Below are 18,024 nucleotides of genomic sequence, written 5' to 3' on the forward strand. Positions count from 1 at the left end.
AACGATTTATCATGCACTTTCTTTATTGCGAAAAGTGGAATAATAGCATAGATGTAGTAAATGATATGCTATCCTTCGATCAGCTTCACATGAAATTTCCGATGTCTAGGTCCGTCGAATTCACAAAAATATACGCCTTGCCATGTTCCAAGCACTAGTTCTCCATCTGAGATCACTAATGTTTGATTATGCCCAACTGTACTCACTTTTAAATGGGCAGCCGTATTTCCTTCCATATGCAAATCCTTCGGGTGCTCCCAAGGGTAAACCTCATCTAAACGGCGTAGGAAGTCTGTTTTAACATCAGGATCAGCATTTTCATTTACCGTAATTCCAGCAGTCGTGTGTAACGATGAAACAATGATAATTCCATTTACAACATTATTTTCCCGGATGAATTGCTGAACATGTGACGTAATATCAATCATCTCATCATGTTTGCTCGTTTTTAATGGGAATAGCTTTTCCATTTGTTCTCAACCCTTTCTAAAAATGTCTCTATAAATATTCTACTAAAAATCGTTTCTATGTTAAAATTTCAAGTGAAGGAAATGATAGAAAGGATGCGATTCATTTGGTAAAAGCACTACATACAAATAAAGCCCCACAAGCAATAGGGCCATACTCACAAGCAATAGATATTGGAGATTTAGTTTTCGTATCTGGTCAAATTCCATTAGATCCAGAAACAATGGAAGTAGTGGAAGGAGATATTGCGGCACAAACAGAGCAGGTGATGAAAAATCTTCAAGCAATTCTTTCTGAAGCAGGACTAACGTTTGCGAATGTAGCAAAGTTTACTATTTATATTACAGATATGGATAACTTTGCGACAATTAATGAAACTTATTCAACGTTTTTACAAGAGCCATACCCTGCTCGTGCGACGGTAGAAGTGAGTAAACTACCAAAAGGAGTAGGCGTAGAGATGGATGTTATCGCCAAAAAGTAATGTAGATAGTCTTCTTTCTAGTAGCTTTGTTAGAAAGAAGATTTATCTTTTTTCTTCCCATATTTTCATAAATCCTGCATAATATAAGTGTAAGTCTAAGAAAAAGGAGAAAATCTATGAAAAAGTTAATTTGGATGCTTGTATTAACAGCTTTGATAGGACTAGCTATCGTGCCAGTAGCTTTTGCTAGTGAAGGTAATACCAATACGGATGATGTAGGAATAGATGAGCGTAACGGAAAACCAAAGGTCGTACTCGGTGAGGCTCTGTCTGAGGAACAAAAGGACAAGGTTCGAAGCTTACTAAAAGCAACCGATCCAGACCAAGTGGAGGAATATATCGTTACAGCTGAGGACCTAGTGAATTTTATTGGTGGCGACCCAAGCTCCAACATGTATTCTTCTGCCAAAATTACACGTAAAAATGAGGGTTATGGTGTTGTTGTTAATATTGTAAACCCAGAAAATATTACCCAAGTAACTAATGAGATGTATGCCAATGCTTTACTGACAGCTGGAGTAGAAAACGCGCTAATTGAAGTGGCATCTCCTTTAAAGGTAAGTGGCCATTCTGCTTTAACAGGAATTTACAAAGCCTTTAATGTTGATGGGGAGCAGTTAGATCAAGAACGAATGGAAGTAGCGAACGAGGAATTAGATGTCGCAACAGACCTTACTGAGCAATCTGGCATTGAAAAAGAAAAGGTTAGTCAACTATTAACAGAGATTAAGCAGGAAATAGCAGACCAAAATCCTGCAACTAAAGAAGATGTCGAAAGAATTGTTAGTGAACAATTAGAGAAATTAAATATAGAGTTGAGTCCAGAAGATAGAGAAATGCTAACAAACCTATTTGAAAAAATGCGTAATATCAATATTGATTTCGGTAAAGTGACCGATCAGTTAGATAGTATTGTCAGTGATTTAAAAGGAAAATTAGATGAAGTGACCGGTGGAGATACAGAAGGATTCTGGCAATCAGTCAAGGATTTTTTCAAAAATATCGTTGATGGAATTAGAGGATTGTTTAATTGATGAATCTGACTTAGCTTGGTGAAAGCACTGCGCATGTTTAGGCAGTGCTTTCTTTGTGCAATTTTTATATTCTTGCGTGCATTGAAGCATTTGATAAACAAGAACGAATACTACCATAATAAAACGTATTATAAACGGAGCCCCTTGCCGAGGTAATGATTAAAGATCGTATAAAACGCATTATAAGCGAAGCCCCTTTGCGAAGTGATGATTAAAGATCGTATAAAACGCATTATAAGCGAAGCGCCTTGCTGAAGTGATGATTATAGCCTGGATAAAACGCATTTCAATCGAAGCCTCTCACCGAAGTGATGATTATAGCCTGTATAAAACGCATTATAAGCGGAGCCTCTCGCCGAAGTGATGATTAAAGATCGTATAAAACGCGTTATAATCTAAGCGCCTTGCTGAAGTGATGATTAAAAGATCGTATAAAACGCATTATAAGCGAAGCCTCTTGTCGAAATGATGGTTAAAGATCGGATAAAACGCATTTCAATCGAAGCCTCTCGCCGAAGTAATGATTAAAACCCTAATAAAATACATTTTAACAAATACTCCCGCCATAAGGATGTCCACATAGCTTCAAGCAAGAACACAGACGTATTACAATTGAACATCCACCTATACTAATCTTTTCCGGATAAACCCAGAAATCTGGTCAATGATCGTGACAGTGATAATAATAACTAAAAGGATCATTCCGACCTCTTCCCAGTTCCGATTCATATAAGCAAACGTAATGAGTGTTCCGATACCTCCTGCCCCTACAATACCAAGAACAGAGGATGCGCGAACATCGATTTCAAACCGATAAATAGCATAGGATAAAAACTCGGGCAAGACCTGTGGTAAAATCCCATAAAAAAGGATTTGTAATTTATTCGCACCGCTTGCTTCCAATGCTTCCATAATATCCATATCGATCGACTCTATTACTTCCGCATACAATTTTCCTAACATTCCAGTTGAACCAATCGCAATGGCAAGTACTCCGGCAAAAGCATTTGGGCCAACAGCCGCAACAAAAATAATCGCCAAAATAATTTCAGGAAAAGCTCGAACTGCCCCGAGAATCCACATTCCGATATTATTTAAAAATTTATTTCGTGCAATATTGGTGGCACATAAAAAGGCAAGTGGAACCGCAAGAACAGCAGCAGCTAATGAGCCAGTATAGGCAATAAAAATTGTCTCGAACATCTTACCGAAAATAGAAGAGGTTTCCTGCCATGCAGGTTGGAAAAATCTTGGAATTATTCGATCAAAATTCTCCATTGTTCTTGAACTAAAAATGACATCCCATTTAATCGTAACACTTGAGATCGTCCAAATATAAATCCATACAATAATTATCAAAGTTATGATTCGTTTTATTAAAGTCCATTTACTTCGTGGTTTTGTCGGAAGGGTAATTTCAACATTTTTCGCCATTACAAAAGACCCTCCCTTAACTTTGCGCTTATGAAGTCAATGATGACAACTACTACAAAAATGATGATAACGATCGTACTTACAGCAGGATAGTTCATGAAATTAATTTCTTTATTGATTAATTGTCCAACCCCACCTGCACCGACGAGTCCAAGAACGACAGATGCCCGTATATTAATCTCAAAAACATATAAACTAAAAGAGATAAATTGGGGTAGGATTTGTGGTACAATCGCATAACTAATCGTTTGAAGTGCATTTCCTCCAGTTGATCGAATCGCCTCCGTAGGATTCATATCTATTGCTTCAATAATTTCACTCATTAATTTTACTAGAATTCCAACGGCAAAAATAATTAAAGCGATAATACCAGAAAAAGCGCCAATTCCGAATAATCCAACGAAAACTACAGCTAATATAATGTCAGGTATGGTGCGAATAATATTTAAGATAAATCGCATAAATTGATAAATAATGGAATTAGTCATGACATTTCTAGCAGCTAATAGGGAAAAAGGAATACTGATCAATACGGCAAGAGTTGTTGCAATAATCGCCATATGGATTGTTTCAAACAACTTTGGCCAAATTTGCTCGACATATCCCCAATCTGGTGGAAAGAAATCACCGATTAGGCCAAAGACGTTCGGAATTTTGATGAAAAAATCAATAATAAAGGATTCAGTAATGATGGAACTAAGTAAATAAAAGCCGATCACAACAACAGCAGAAATAGTAAAAATTCGTTTTGTTCTGAGAGGGTATAGACCCCGAGGAATGAAGGATGCTTCCTTATCCATCGATTTCCCCTCCTCCACGCTTATCCTCTTCACGGATCGCTCGACCATAGATCTCTTCAAATGTCTTCTCCGTCACTTCACTCGCTGGCCCATCGAATACGATCTCACCTGCTCGCATGCCGATAATACGATCTGCATATTCGATTGCCATATCGATAAAATGCAAATTAACAATCGTTGTAATATGGTCTTCTTGATTAATTTGCTTTAAATATTGCATGACCTGATGAGAGGTAGGAGGATCAAGGCTTGCGACAGGCTCGTCTGCCAAAATTAATTTTGGCTGTTGTGTCAAGACACGAGCAATGCTTACCCTTTGTTGTTGTCCGCCACTTAATTCATCGGCACGATTATAGAGCTTTTCCTCAATATTTACTCTCTTTAAGTTTTCATAAGCAAGTAGTTGTTCCTCTTTAGAAAAAATATTAAAAATGCTTTTCCATGTTCCGGTATAACCCAATCTACCGGAAATAACATTTTTCATTACTGTCGAACGCCTAACGAGGTTATAGTTTTGAAAAATCATGCCGATCTTCGTTCGGAGCTTGCGTAACTCCTTGCCTTTTAAACGAAGAATATCGTTGCTATCTACTAATAACGCTCCGTCTGTTGGAGTCACTAGTCGATTAATACTCCGTATAAACGTTGACTTACCAGCACCAGAAAGTCCGACAATAACAACAAATTCTCCTTGATTAATTTTAATATTGATATCTTTCAACCCTTGGGTTCCGTTGGGATAGACAAGGGAAACATTCTGAAATTCAATCATGACACTGTCCCTTTCTTTCTCTAATTAGATGGAAAAACAGGAGAGAGCGTGCTCTCTCCTGTTATTTTCAAAATTTTAAAGATCATTGATACTAATGGAGTCACTAAATTTCTCATACGTGTCTCTTACAACATCATATTCGCTATCTTCAGCTTCAATAATAGCATCCCAGCTGTATACATCATTCATAATTTTAATCATTTCTTCCTCTTCATTAAAGCCTAAGAAGGTATCCTTTATTTTTTGTACAAATTCATCATTTAGTTCACTTGTGACAGAAATCGTATCATTTGGAATTTCAGAGGTATACGTAAGAACGCTTAATTTATCCATTATGTCTGGGTATTCTTCTTCTAATTCTGTACGAACATCATCAAAAGTTGTTGCCACATCAGCTTCTTCATTGTAGACAGCAATTGCTGAGTTGTCGTGGCCACCAGTTTGAATGGAATTGCTGAAGAAGTCTGTTTCAGGATTCTCCACATTAAACTCGTCCATTATTTGTGCAGCTGGGAACAAGTATCCACTTGTAGAGGTAGGGTCACCATATGCCCAAAGTTTTCCTTCTAAATCCTCTAGATTTTTAATATCCGAATCTGAACGTACTAAATATTGTGCTTTATATGTTCCACTGCCATAACGCTCAGACTTAAGAATTACCTCCACATCATGCTTTTCGTTTGCTAATACATAGGCAAAAGCAGGGATGAAACCGATCTGTACTTCATTTGTACCCATTGCCTCAACGAGTGCTGTATAGTTTGTCATTACTTTTCCTTCAACCTCTACCCCAAGTTTTTCTGCAAGCTTGTCCGCTAAAGGTTTTACCGTATCAGCAATCGTATCCGAATCCTGTGAAGGGACGAATCCCATGACCAATTTATCAGGTGTTCCTTCTCCACCTCCGCTTGCTTCTCCGTCACTACTACCACAGCCTGCAATGATTAGAACAGCAATCATTGAAATAAAAAGCCAGCCTATTTTTTTCATTCTTTCTTTTCCCCCTAGAGATCTTTTTGCATTACAATAGTATTATCTATACAAAAAATGTGGAAATCTAGGGTATTTACCAAAACCTAACAAAACTATCAAAAAATTTATAAATTTTACGTCAGTTTAAAAATACAATTAAATGGAGTAAGCGTTTTACTTCCTATATAATAAAGAAGTAAGCTGATTTGGGGGAAGAGTATGAAAAAAGTATTTCAATATGCCATGCTGTATAAAACGGCGATGTTCATCGCATTAGCGCTCATGATTGTTGAATTAATTGTGGAATTAGTCCAACCAATGATTATGTCCAAAATAATTGATGATGGGATTATAGCTGGAGATATGGAGACGATTTATTTTTATGGGGCTATTTTATTATTCATGACACTGGCTGCATTTATTGCAGGAATAAGCAGTTCCTTTTTTGCTGCAAAGGTGAGTCAAGGTGTTGGCTATGATCTCAGAAAAGATATGTTTCACCAATTGCAGATGTTCTCTGCTATGAAGATAGAACAGTTTCAGACATCTACCTTATTAACAAGGCTCACAAATGATGTTACCCAAATACAGGGCTTGCTGTTTGCCTTTATGCGAATAATGCTTCGTGCACCATTATTTATCATTTTTGGTATAGTAATGTCCTTTACCATTAATCCATCATTAGCATTTATTTTATTATCCACTATTCCAGTATTGTTTATCATTATGATTTTTCTCATGGTAAAAGGAATGAATCTTTTCCGCATGGTACAAGAGAAAATCGATCAAGTGAATAACATTATTCGTGAGAACTTACTTGCGATAAAATTAGTGAAAGCTTTTCATCGGATTGGATTCGAAAAAAAACGTTTTTCTAAGGTGAATCATTCCTTAAAGGAACAAAATAAAAAAGCCTTATGGGTAATGGAAATGGTGATGCCGATTGTGATGCTAATTATGAATATCGCCATGATTGTCCTATTATGGTTTGGGGCAGTACAGCTTGAATCAGGATCTGCTCAAGCAGGTGAGGTTGTCGCAATCATTAATTATGCGACAAGAATGCTTGCTTCCTTCGGTGTCTTTTCCTTTTTATTGATGAACCTTTCAAGAGGAAGAGCTTCCGCAATCAGAATAAATGAAATTCTTCATACTGCAACAGATGATGCGGTATCTACCACTTCGGTGAAAGGCTTGGTAAAGGGAGGGGTTTGCTTTGAAAAAGTATCCTTCCAATATCCGAAATCTGATCAACCCACATTACATTCTATATCGTTTGAGGTAGAATCAGGGCAAAAAATTGGTATTCTCGGTGAAACTGGTTCTGGTAAAACAACCTTACTTCATTTGATTCCCTATTTGTATCAAGCAACAAGTGGTATGATTAAGATCGATCATGTGCCAATTGAAAAGTGGGGAAACAAGGTGCGACATGATATCACCCTAGTGCCACAGGAAGGGTTTCTCTTCTCAGGTACGATCCGTGAAAATATCTCTTGGGGGAATGACCATTTAACCGCCGATGAAATTGAAAAAGTCGCGAAAGAAGCACAGTTACATACTTTTATTGAAACATTACCCGAAAAATACGAAACACTAATTGGTCAACGAGGAGTGAATTTATCTGGTGGTCAAAAGCAACGCTTGTCGATCGCCCGTGCACTAGCAGATAATCCAAGTATTCTGTTGTTAGATGACAGTACGAGTGCCCTTGATGCTGCAACAGAACACCTTGTACTAGAAGCCATTCGTGAACGACAATGTACTACCTTTATTGTTTCACAAAAGATTAGTTCTGTTATCGATGCCGATCAAATTATCATTCTCGATAAAGGGAAAATAAAAGGAATAGGATCACATGAGAAATTAATGCAAAAGCTTCCACTGTACCAAAAGATGTGGAGATCCCAGAAGAAGGAGGGAATTGGAACTAATGAAACAGAGTAACCAATCTAACATTCTTAAATCAAGACACCACCCTCCGATTGGGAAAAAGCCAAAAGTGAAAAATTTACGTTATACGGTGAGGAGAATATGGAGTTACATGGCAACAGATCGTTGGTTATTTTGGCTTGTTATTTTCTTTGTTGTTCTTAGCTCCATCCTAGGATTGTTAGGCCCCTATTTTATAGGAGTAGCTGTTGATACAATGACAGGAGAGGCAAACTTATTTACTTTTTCACAAATTTTAGGTATTCTCATTGTCGTATTTATTTTTCATTCCCTAACGTTAGCCCTGCAAAATTATTGGATGATCGAGATTTCGCAACAAACTGTCTATTCTATGAGAAAAGATTTATTTGCACATGTTCTTCTTTTACCACTTTTATATTTCCAAAAATCTCAAAGTGGGGATTTGATGAGTCGGCTGACGAATGATATAGAGAATGTCAGTCGTACATTGAATACAGCGGTTATCCAATTAACAACGAGTATATTGACATTAGTCGGAACATTAGCTGTCATGTTTTGGCTTAGCCCATTGCTAACATGGATGACGTTAACGATAGTTCCGATGATGTTTTTTGGGATGAAGTGGATTACGAATAGAACAGGAAAATATTTCAAACAACAACAGAATGAATTGGGGAAAATGAATGGTTTTTTAGAGGAAACCTTATCTGGCCATACAATGGTAAAACTATTTCATCAAGAACACAGGGTAATCGACCAATTTGACAGCCACAATCAACCATTACGAAATGTAGGGTACTGGGCACAAGTCTATTCTGGATTTATTCCTAAATTGATGAATACATTAAACAACTTTAGCTTTGCAATTATCGTCGGTATAGGTGGTTGGGTTGTATTATCTACAAACGCCACAAGTGTCTCCATCGGAATCATTGTTACCTTTACGACTTATGCTCGTCAGTTTACCCGACCATTGAATGACTTAGCCAACCAATTTAATATTATTCTCTCAGCAGTCGCAGGGGCAGAGCGTGTGTTTGAGGTAATGGATGAAGAGCCGGAGGAAAGGAAAAAGAAACAATCACTGACAAACGTTGACGGAGATGTATTGTTCCAAAAGGTAACTTTCTCATATAATGAGGAAGAGAAAGTATTAAGAAATGTTTCTTTTCATGCAAAGCCTGGTCAAACGATTGCACTTGTCGGACCAACGGGCGCGGGGAAAACAACCATTATTTCTTTATTAGCAGGGTTTTACCAGCATTATAAAGGCAGTATCCTATTAGATGGTCAGGATATTTCCGCTATTTCTTATGCAAGCTTACGTGATCAACTAGGAATTGTCTTACAGGATGCCTATTTATTTGATACAACTATAAGAGAAAATATTCGGTATGGAAAGCTTGATGCAACAGATGAAGAAGTGATGACAGCAGCAAAGCTTGCCAATGCCCATTCCTTTATTGAGCAGCTTCCAGATCAATATGATACGATACTAGAAGGAAATGGACATGGAATTAGCCAAGGTCAAAGACAGCTAATTTCAATCGCTAGAGCTATGTTGCGCAACCCATCCATTCTTATATTAGACGAAGCAACGAGTAGTATTGACACCATTACCGAAATAAAGATAACCGATGCGTTAAAACGATTAATGAAAGGGAAAACTAGTTTCGTTATTGCTCATCGATTGAACACCATTCAAGAAGCTGATTTGATACTTGTCTTGAAGGACGGAGAAATTTTAGAGCAAGGAAATCATCAAACACTTATACATGAAGGTGGTTTTTATGCTAATCTAGTAGCAACACAACAAAAAACTGGTCATGGATAATTTTACCGGTATAAAACTTTTGAAATTATTGGGTATAGTAAAAGTAAGCGTCATGGAGGTGAAAAAATGACGGAAGATAGACAAAAGCATGAACGAATACAGGAACAAAAAAGAGTCGATGAAGTAGTAGCGGAAATTAAACGCAAAATTAATCTTTTACAAACAAAGGCGAAGCAGCTAAAAAAAGACGTGATCGATATTCGTCGTGATTTCTGGGAAGACGTTACCGTTAATATAGAAGAAATGGATGATAAAATTGAAACAGAAGCAAGTATAAAGCAGCAAGCAGAATTCCTCTCCGAACGTGAGCGGAGCCATGGGCAGGTAAGCGAAAGACTAGATATTTTAGAGCGTTTGAAGGATACCCCTTATTTCGGACGGATTGATTTTCGACCAGAGAGAGAAGAGAAGGAGCTGCCAATTTATATTGGGCTTGCCTCTGTTTTGGATAAAGAAGAAAATGATTTCCTAGTCTATGATTGGAGAGCTCCAATAGCGAGTATGTATTACGATTTTCCTCCAGGTCCAGCAAATTACGACACAGTTCAAGGAAATATTTCCGGGGAAATAACACTAAAACGTCAATATATGATAAGAAATGGCGAACTAAAAGGAATGTTTGACACTGGTCTGACAATAGGAGATCATTTATTACAGTCTGTATTGGGGAATCAGGCAAACACAAAAATGAAAAGCATTGTGGCCACTATTCAACGAGAACAGAACCAAATTATTCGTAACGAGAGAAGTAAGGTATTAGTCGTACAAGGAGTTGCTGGAAGTGGTAAGACATCTGCCGCATTACAAAGGGTGGCCTATCTTCTATATCGTTATCGAGAGACCTTAACCTCAGAACAGATTGTCTTATTCTCGCCGAATCCATTGTTCAATAGCTATGTTGCGACAGTATTGCCTGAGCTAGGTGAGGATAATATGCAGCAAATGACTTTTTATCAATACTTACACCTACAGTTAAACGATAGTTTTCAACTAGAAACCCCTTTTGAGCAAATGGAATACTATTTGCAGGAAAAGGGTGATGATTATACAGCAAGAGTAGAGGCAATGCATTATAAAGCTAGTCTATCCTATAAGCATGTGATCGATGACTATTTAGCACAGCTAGCAAGCAATGGTTTAGTTTTTCGAAATATTACTTTTCGTGGCCAGATTATTATTCCTAAGAAGGCAATCGAACAATATTTTTATCGAACAGAATCCAACCTTTCTATTCCAGAACGTTTGGAAAAAGTTGCTAACTGGTTATTACATCAGTTAAAAAAAGTTGAAAAATACGAAAGAGAAAAGGATTGGGTACTTGAGGAAAGTGAATTGCTGGAAAAAGAAGATTATGTCGATGTCCACCATACATTACAGGAAGAAAATCGGTTCACAGAGGATACCTTTGATGATTATGAACGGGAAGAGGCACTATTAAGAAAAAGGGTGGTAGCAAGTAAATTAAGACCACTTCGTCTCAAAATAAGAAAATTGGCTTTTGTTGACCCATTAAAAACATTTCGAAAATTATTTCAACCTTCTTTCCAAGTTAAGGAGAACATTTCCCTTCCATCACATTGGGAGGAAATATGCCGATTAACAGATAATCATTTAAAGAAGAAATTTTTAACATGGGAGGATGCTCCAGCATATATTTATTTCGAAAAAAGTCTGCTCGGTTTCAACGCACAACGTACGATCCAGCACTTGTTTATTGATGAAGCACAAGATTACACGCCATTTCAATTTGCTTTATTGAAAAAAATGTTCCCTGTTAGCAGGATGACCTTATTAGGAGATATTAATCAAGCAATCTATGCTCATGCACTAGAAAATGAGACGTTGCTATCTGAGAAATTAGAGGAAAAGCATGAAAGAATTGTATTGACGAAAAGCTATCGATCAACAGAACCGATTGTATCTTTTACGAAAGCTTTTATGCCTAATGGTGATTTGATTGAACCCTTCGAAAGAGAGGGGAATCTTCCTATTCTAATGGAAGTTGAACAAAATGAAATGGCAGAAGAAAAAATGATTTCACAAATACGACTCTTTCGGGATCAGGGCCATGAGACGATTGCCATTGTTGGTAAGACCATGGAGGAATGCCAGCAATTACACGAAAGACTACGTCATCGCATTCCTGTCAGCTTAATGACACAAGAAGCACATACCTTTAGTAAAGGAATTGTGATTATTCCCGCATATCTTGCAAAGGGAATAGAGTTTGATGCTGTTATTCTGAGCAATGCTTCTGACAAAAACTTCCATCACACCTTAGATCGAAATCTGTTTTATACAGCATGCACGAGAGCAATGCATGAGCTTGCACTATTTTCTATTGGACGCCCAAGCCGTTTTATAGATGAGGTACCTAAAGCAAGATTCAAGCATTATAAAATTCACGAGATTATGGCGAAAAAATAGTGATCGTTTCAAAACGGTCACTATTTAAGTTGAGCTACTTATTTTCATTATCGAGCATTTTGTGGGAAGATAATATCGTAGTGAAACAAAGGGAGGAATGAAAATGGTGAAAAGTTTACAATCCACCACAACATTAAACAATGGGGTAGAAATGCCTTGGTTTGGTCTTGGTGTTTTCCAAGTGGAAGATGGAGAAGAAGTCATTAATTCTGTAAAATGGGCTCTCGAACATGGCTACAAGAGTATTGATACTGCCGCCGTCTATAAAAATGAAGAAGGTGTAGGACAGGCCATAAAAGAATCAGGAATTCCTCGCGAAGAACTATTTATCACATCAAAGCTTTGGAACAAAGATCAAGGCTATGAAGAAACGTTACAAGCTTTTGAAACGACGTTACAAAAATTAGGTTTAGATTATTTAGATTTATATTTAATCCATTGGCCAGTACCAAAGCAAAATAAATACAAGGAAACATGGAAGGCGATGGAAAAGCTATATCAGGATGGCAAAATTCGTGCTATTGGTGTAAGTAACTTCAAAGAGCATCACTTGGAGGATTTATTAACTGAGGCAAAGATTGTGCCGATGGTAAATCAAGTAGAATTCCATCCACATCTACAACAAAAAAGCTTACATGAATTTTGTAAAAAGCACAACATACAGCTAGAGGCATGGTCTCCCTTAAAGCAAGGTCAAATATTATCTGATGAGACGATAACTAAAATTGCGAAGCATCATGGAAAATCAACCGCTCAGGTTATTTTACGATGGGATCTACAAAAAGAGGTTGTGACAATTCCGAAATCGGTAAAACAACATCGTATTCATGAAAATGCCGATGTGTTCGATTTTGAATTATCAGAAGAAGAGATGAAATTAATTGCTGATCTGAATAAGGAAGAGCGTATCGGACCAGACCCAGATGATTTTGATAAGAGATAATAAAAAAGAAAGATGCTGGGACATAACTAAATAGAGAGAATCAAAATCCGAACAATATTCTGACTACGCGTAGTCAAAATACGTAGACTCCAGTGGGAACAGCACGAGCTGAAGATCCACTTTGCAAAGCGGTTTTCTTTGCAAAGTTAGCAGATCGCCGTGCCCACGGAAAGCGAAGTATTTTGACGAAGCGATTGCAGTGCAGAAATATTAACGTTCGGATTTTTTCCTTCTTACTAATCTTTTGTCCCAGGCACTTTTTCTTGCAAAATGCTAGGAAGATAAGATATCGTAGTTAATAGATTTAAACACTTAAGGGGGTTTCGAATTGGCTTTTGTAATAACGGAACCTTGTCAGGCAGAAAAAGCTGGTGAATGTACTACTGTTTGTCCAGTTGACTGTATTGTAGAAGGTCCAGATCAATTTTATATAGATCCTGATGTGTGTATTGACTGTGGGGCATGTAAAGCTGTCTGTCCAGTGGATGCCATCGAAGAGGAGTATGATCTTACTCCTGAACAGGAAGTTTTCTTGGAAAAAGCAGAGGCATATTTTGCACGTTAGAAAATTAAAAAGCTAACTTATTCGTTAAAAAAGACGAGTTTCTAACGTAGTAATAGCAAGATGCGACCATCATAAGCATGGTCGCATTTTCTTAATGTTGTTGAAAACCCCTTGCTATGCGAGGGGTTCCGGAAAGCTTTCAGCGTGGGCCAAAAAAGCCTCACTTCATGGTAAGATAAAGTTGGTTTCCCGACCACTAAATCTCACCAAAGAAGGAGGCGAGTCCTATGAAGGACAAGAATAGTTTAGCACACACAACATGGAATTGTAAGTATCATATAGTGTTTGCACCAAAGTACAGAAGGCAAATAATATACGGAAAATACAAAAAAAGCATAGGTCAAATCATACGCGATTTATGTGAACGAAAAGGTGTGATCATACATGAAGCAAATGCTTGTCCGGATCACATCCATATGTTAGTAAGTATCCCACCGAAATTAAGTGTATCTCAATTTATGGGGTATTTAAAAGGGAAGAGCAGCTTGATGATATTTGATCGACATGCCAATTTAAAATATAAATATGGAAATAGAAAATCTTTATGCCGAGGATTCTATGTCGATACAGTGGGACGAAATAGAAAGCAAATACAAGAATACATTAGAAATCAGCTAAAAGAAGATTACATGTCGGATCAATTAACTATATTCGAAGAATTTGATCCGTTTATAGGACAAAAAAATAAGAAGAAGTAGGAGATTCTTTAGAATCAGTGAGTGAATGTGGTGCAAAAGGAGAAACCGTTCGGTGGGCCTTTTAGGCCGAGGCCGGTAATAGAGGCTTCCAGCCGCAGAGCAAACCACCAGTTCACACTGGTGGTTTTGATTTACTTAGAGGAAAGTGGATGGTGTAACAGATTCGTAGTTTTTATCTTTGATAGAATCAAAAGTCCAATTAAAGCACCAGTGACACTACTAACTAAAAAGCCTGGTAGGAAGGCAAGTGCCCCAACAGAAGTGCCCATAAGGAGATAAGCATATGGGACAGATAGAAAGGAACCAACAACACCTGTACCTATCACTTCTCCAACTGCTGCCATTTGTTTCTTACTTGTTAGTCGATAAAGAATTCCTGCAAGTAATGCACCAATCATCCCACCTGGGAATGCTAATAGTGTACCTAGTCCAAGAAGATTTCTCAATAGACCGATCACAAATGCAATCAATAAAGCCGGAATTGGCCCTAGAGTTACGGCTGCCATCACGTTAACGGCATGTTGAACAGGATAGGCTTTGGCGATGCCAGTTGGAAACCATAAAAACTGTGATCCAATCGTTCCAACCGCGACATATACTGCCATCGTTGTAAGTATTAATGTTCTTTTTTTCACAATATTCTCCCCTTATTTTTGTGTATAGAAAACGGTAGTAGAGGGAAAATATAAAAAGCCAGCTCCAAAATGGACCTGGCTTCACATACCAATAGTAAGATCAGCTACTTCCCTCCGCTGGTATAAACCAGATCAGGTCCTTAAGGGTTGAAAAGCACATGTGCTTCTCTCTCAGCCATTCATTGGCACCCCTAGTAGTTATACACGTATAGAATTTAATGAAAATTTTATCATAAGTGGGTGAAAAGTCAATAGGTGATACTAATTACTTTGAATTCGAGATATTTTGTCATATAATTGTAGAATAGAACAACGTGGAGGGGTGATAACATGGAATTAAAAGGTATCCATCATGTATCAGCAATAACTGCTAATGCTAAGGACAATTATCGTTTTTATTCTAACGTGCTTGGGATGAGATTAGTAAAGAAAACGGTAAACCAGGATGACCCCAGTATGTATCATTTATTTTATGCCGATGAACAAGGAAGTCCTGGTACAGATCTTACCTTTTTTGAAATAGCAAGAGCAGGACACACCTATACTGGGAATCAAAGTATTTCACAAACTTCTTTAAGGGTACCAGATGATGAAGCTCTAGCCTATTGGTTAGATCGTTTTCGGCAATTTAAAGTGAATCATGAGGGAATGGGAGAGCAATTTGGGAGAAAGGTAATTCGATTTCGTGATCATGAAAACCAACGATTAGTTTTAGTGTCAGATCAGACCAACCAAGGGGTAGCTTCTGGTATTCCATGGACAAATAGTGCAGTTCCACAAGACAAAGCGATTACAGGTCTTGGGCCTGTTCAATTAACCGTTCCAGATATCTCCCCTACTGCACGAGTATTAACAGAATTATTAGGTTTTCGCCAAGTTGGAAGCTACCCTTCTCGTAATAAAGGGATGCCAGATGTAGAAGTTTTCTCAACTGGAGAGGGTGGAACTGGGGCAGAATTGCATGTAGAGCTAAGCTCAGATTTGCAGAAAGAAAGACCTGGACGTGGAAGTGTGCATCACGTAGCATTACGAGTCGACAACCGAGCAGAATTGGAAAAATGGCACGAAAAAATTCGAAGGGAACGACTACCAAACTCAGGATTGGTGGATCGATACTATTTTCAATCCTTATACTTTCGAGAGCCAAATGGTATTTTAATCGAGTTGGCTACAGACGGACCAGGGTTTGCTACAGATGAAGAAACGGAGCATTTGGGTGAATCTTTAGCTTTACCTCCATTTTTAGAAGACCGTCGAGAAGAGATTGAATCGAGGTTAGAGCCATTGGATACAAAATAGGACAAATGGTAGATCGATAACGGAAATAGATTGGTTATATGAGCACCTCTAATCAGGTGCTTTTTTCTTTTTGGCTGAATAGTATAGTTAATATATAATCGGATCATTGTTCATTAAGAGTTAGTAAGCTATTGTAAATGTAAATGTTTTATATTGTAGAAGAAAAAAGACCTGCGGTAATATGTCAAGATACAAAATAAAAAAGATTTAGATATCAAGGTGCAATTTTGTTAAAAAAGGCAATAGGAAACTAGACCATTAATCAAATGTAAATTAATGGTAATTACACAAGGGTTGTAGAAGCTACTTTCTAAGCTTCATGTTTCACGCTCCCTTGTGGCGTGTAGATTTGATGGTTGCGTAGTAGCGCATCCACCAAACGCACTAATTTTCTAGCGGTTAAGACGAGTGCTCTTTTATGTTGGTGTTTCGGTACTTCACGGTATTTCTTCTCGTAATAAGCTTGGTATTCAGGTACATGCCTTCTCACCGAGTTGGCGGCTTCAACAAGGTAATAACGCAAATACTGATTCCCGTTACGAGATAAGGAAGTATCATCTGCCGTAAACCTGCCTGATTGGTGTTTTCGCCAGTATAGTCCTGCATATTTGGCTATTTTGGCCTCTGCTTCAAATCGTTCAATCTGACCGATTTCTGCGATGATACCAGCAGCGAATACAGGTCCAATTCCGGGTGTGGATTGCAGGGTATTGGGTAAGCCAGCCATGATTTTAGTGATCGCTTTATCGATTTGCTTGATTTGTGCCTTCATGGTGCGAATCAGCTCAATAATAGTGCCCAAGATGAGATCAATCGAGTCTTCCACTACCTTATCCAAACGATAGGAAGAACGTACTGCTTTTTGAATGGACTTGGCCACTTTTTCAGGGTCGTGAAAACCATTTTTACCTTTGGTTTGGAGGTAATCAGCTAGGTCTTCGATCGACATCTGAGCGAGTTCTTCCAGGCTATATTTTTCAAAGAATAAGTCCATCATAGCTTGTCCAAACACGGAAGATTCGACGTTTTCTTGAAACGTATTACACTTATAACTCAAGTGTTGAAGAAAATGTTGCTTTTCTTTGGTCATCTGATGTACGAGTTGGTAGCGAGAGCGTGTCAACTGTTGTAGGGCAACGTATTGACTCTCTTTGACCACCGACATCGATAAACGACCAAATCGTAAATAATCGGCAATCACAAATGCATCAATCTCGTCGGTCTTGTCCATGTCTGGATAACTCTTTTTGAAGTTGGCAATCTGTTTTGGATTCATCACAAATACTTGTGCACCAAGCTTACGGAGCTCTTCATCCTGATGAAAAAACATCGCTGGATGAAAACTGTACACGGAAGTGGATTCTAAGCCAATCTTTAATACTTCCACAGATTGTCCATCCATGGTACGAAAAATAGCTTCACGTAAAGCAGTAGCACCAGGTAAATCATTCGACACGGTGAAGGAAGATAACTTTACACCTTCACTATCTAACAAACAAACCTTGATATCAAAAGAACTAACATCTAATCCGACAAATAATCGCATGGGGAATTCCCCTCCTTTCTAAATTAGAATCATTGGAACCTATCTTGGACGCCTCGGGATATCCCTAGTGTGAACGCCGATCAACAACCTCGTGTATCAGTACTATCTCTGTATCGAAAGCCGCCTTGGAGCTACTACCATCCAAGTTCGAGGGACAGAGTGCACAGCCTGCGAGTAGGAAGGTCTGCACGTACACTGG

The 18,024-nt window shown here is 38.1% G+C and carries 16 protein-coding genes and 1 riboswitch; of the genes, 9 read left to right on the forward strand and 7 right to left on the reverse strand.

The features are described from left to right. Positions 1-68: 68 nt before the first annotated feature. The gene (locus ACZ5N5_RS07855) at positions 69-470 is read right to left on the reverse strand and encodes a secondary thiamine-phosphate synthase enzyme YjbQ (RefSeq protein WP_464373589.1); all 402 of its coding nucleotides are present in this window, start codon (positions 468-470) and stop codon (positions 69-71) included. A gap of 104 nt (positions 471-574) precedes the next feature. Here ACZ5N5_RS07855 and ACZ5N5_RS07860 point away from each other — a divergent pair, with 104 nt between their 5' ends. Together ACZ5N5_RS07860 and ACZ5N5_RS07865 are read left to right on the forward strand one after the other, a co-directional pair. Next, positions 575-952 (forward strand): RidA family protein, encoded by a 378-nt coding sequence (locus tag ACZ5N5_RS07860; protein WP_054788483.1) that lies wholly within the window; start codon positions 575-577, stop codon positions 950-952. A 116-nt stretch (positions 953-1,068) separates the two neighbouring features. Beyond that, entirely contained in the window at positions 1,069-1,986 is a 918-nt protein-coding gene (locus tag ACZ5N5_RS07865; protein WP_109984709.1) for a DUF1002 domain-containing protein, read from the forward strand. Between the two features lie 624 nt (positions 1,987-2,610). Here the strand turns inward: ACZ5N5_RS07865 and phnE (ACZ5N5_RS07870) are convergent. From phnE (ACZ5N5_RS07870) to ACZ5N5_RS07885, 4 genes are all read right to left on the reverse strand, one after another. Then, positions 2,611-3,420 carry a phosphonate ABC transporter, permease protein PhnE gene (gene phnE / locus ACZ5N5_RS07870; RefSeq protein WP_464373590.1) on the reverse strand — a complete coding sequence of 270 codons (810 nt, stop codon included), beginning with the start codon at positions 3,418-3,420 and terminating at the stop codon, positions 2,611-2,613. Next, complete coding sequence (gene phnE, locus ACZ5N5_RS07875) at positions 3,420-4,220, reverse strand: phosphonate ABC transporter, permease protein PhnE (RefSeq protein ID WP_464373591.1); 801 nt, start codon at positions 4,218-4,220, stop codon at positions 3,420-3,422. The genes phnE (ACZ5N5_RS07870) and phnE (ACZ5N5_RS07875) overlap by 1 nt, the downstream gene beginning before the upstream one ends. Then, entirely contained in the window at positions 4,213-4,992 is a 780-nt protein-coding gene (phnC, locus tag ACZ5N5_RS07880; RefSeq protein WP_277677987.1) for a phosphonate ABC transporter ATP-binding protein, read from the reverse strand. The genes phnE (ACZ5N5_RS07875) and phnC overlap by 8 nt, the downstream gene beginning before the upstream one ends. Positions 4,993-5,067: 75 nt before the next feature. Then, positions 5,068-5,982 carry a phosphate/phosphite/phosphonate ABC transporter substrate-binding protein gene (locus ACZ5N5_RS07885; RefSeq protein ID WP_464373592.1) on the reverse strand — a complete coding sequence of 305 codons (915 nt, stop codon included), beginning with the start codon at positions 5,980-5,982 and terminating at the stop codon, positions 5,068-5,070. A 201-nt stretch (positions 5,983-6,183) separates the two neighbouring features. On the opposite strand from ACZ5N5_RS07885, the gene ACZ5N5_RS07890 reads away from it, so the two are divergent. From ACZ5N5_RS07890 to tnpA, 6 genes are all read left to right on the forward strand, one after another. Continuing rightward, positions 6,184-7,911: an ABC transporter ATP-binding protein gene (locus ACZ5N5_RS07890; protein WP_464373593.1), complete on the forward strand. Its 1,728-nt coding sequence runs from the start codon at positions 6,184-6,186 to the stop codon at positions 7,909-7,911. Continuing rightward, complete coding sequence (locus ACZ5N5_RS07895) at positions 7,898-9,712, forward strand: ABC transporter ATP-binding protein (protein WP_464373594.1); 1,815 nt, start codon at positions 7,898-7,900, stop codon at positions 9,710-9,712. Before ACZ5N5_RS07890 ends, ACZ5N5_RS07895 begins: the two co-directional genes overlap by 14 nt. 66 nt (positions 9,713-9,778) lie before the next feature. Further along, a complete protein-coding gene (helD, locus tag ACZ5N5_RS07900; protein ID WP_464373595.1) occupies positions 9,779-12,139 on the forward strand; it encodes an RNA polymerase recycling motor HelD in 2,361 nt (786 codons plus the stop codon). A gap of 103 nt (positions 12,140-12,242) precedes the next feature. Continuing rightward, positions 12,243-13,082, forward strand: a complete 840-nt coding sequence (locus ACZ5N5_RS07905; RefSeq protein WP_109984716.1) for an aldo/keto reductase — start codon at positions 12,243-12,245, stop codon at positions 13,080-13,082. A 328-nt stretch (positions 13,083-13,410) separates the two neighbouring features. Then, positions 13,411-13,647, forward strand: a complete 237-nt coding sequence (locus ACZ5N5_RS07910) for a DUF362 domain-containing protein (RefSeq protein ID WP_054788484.1) — start codon at positions 13,411-13,413, stop codon at positions 13,645-13,647. Between the two features lie 227 nt (positions 13,648-13,874). Beyond that, positions 13,875-14,345 (forward strand): IS200/IS605 family transposase, encoded by a 471-nt coding sequence (tnpA, locus tag ACZ5N5_RS07915; RefSeq protein ID WP_464372713.1) that lies wholly within the window; start codon positions 13,875-13,877, stop codon positions 14,343-14,345. 131 nt (positions 14,346-14,476) lie between these two features. On the opposite strand, the gene thiW is transcribed toward tnpA, so the two are convergent. Next, positions 14,477-14,950, reverse strand: coding sequence for an energy coupling factor transporter S component ThiW (gene thiW, locus ACZ5N5_RS07920; protein WP_430735801.1), 474 nt, complete (start codon positions 14,948-14,950; stop codon positions 14,477-14,479). 122 nt (positions 14,951-15,072) lie between these two features. Then, positions 15,073-15,183: riboswitch (TPP riboswitch) on the reverse strand. 127 nt (positions 15,184-15,310) lie between these two features. Here thiW and ACZ5N5_RS07925 point away from each other — a divergent pair. After that, the gene (locus ACZ5N5_RS07925) at positions 15,311-16,279 is read left to right on the forward strand and encodes a ring-cleaving dioxygenase (protein WP_464368447.1); all 969 of its coding nucleotides are present in this window, start codon (positions 15,311-15,313) and stop codon (positions 16,277-16,279) included. A gap of 310 nt (positions 16,280-16,589) precedes the next feature. Here ACZ5N5_RS07925 and ACZ5N5_RS07930 read toward each other — a convergent pair whose 3' ends face one another. After that, positions 16,590-17,825, reverse strand: a complete 1,236-nt coding sequence (locus ACZ5N5_RS07930) for an IS110 family RNA-guided transposase (protein ID WP_054789366.1) — start codon at positions 17,823-17,825, stop codon at positions 16,590-16,592. Between the last annotated feature and the right edge of the window lie 199 nt (positions 17,826-18,024).

Source organism: Gracilibacillus sp. JCM 18966 (assembly GCF_055392695.1).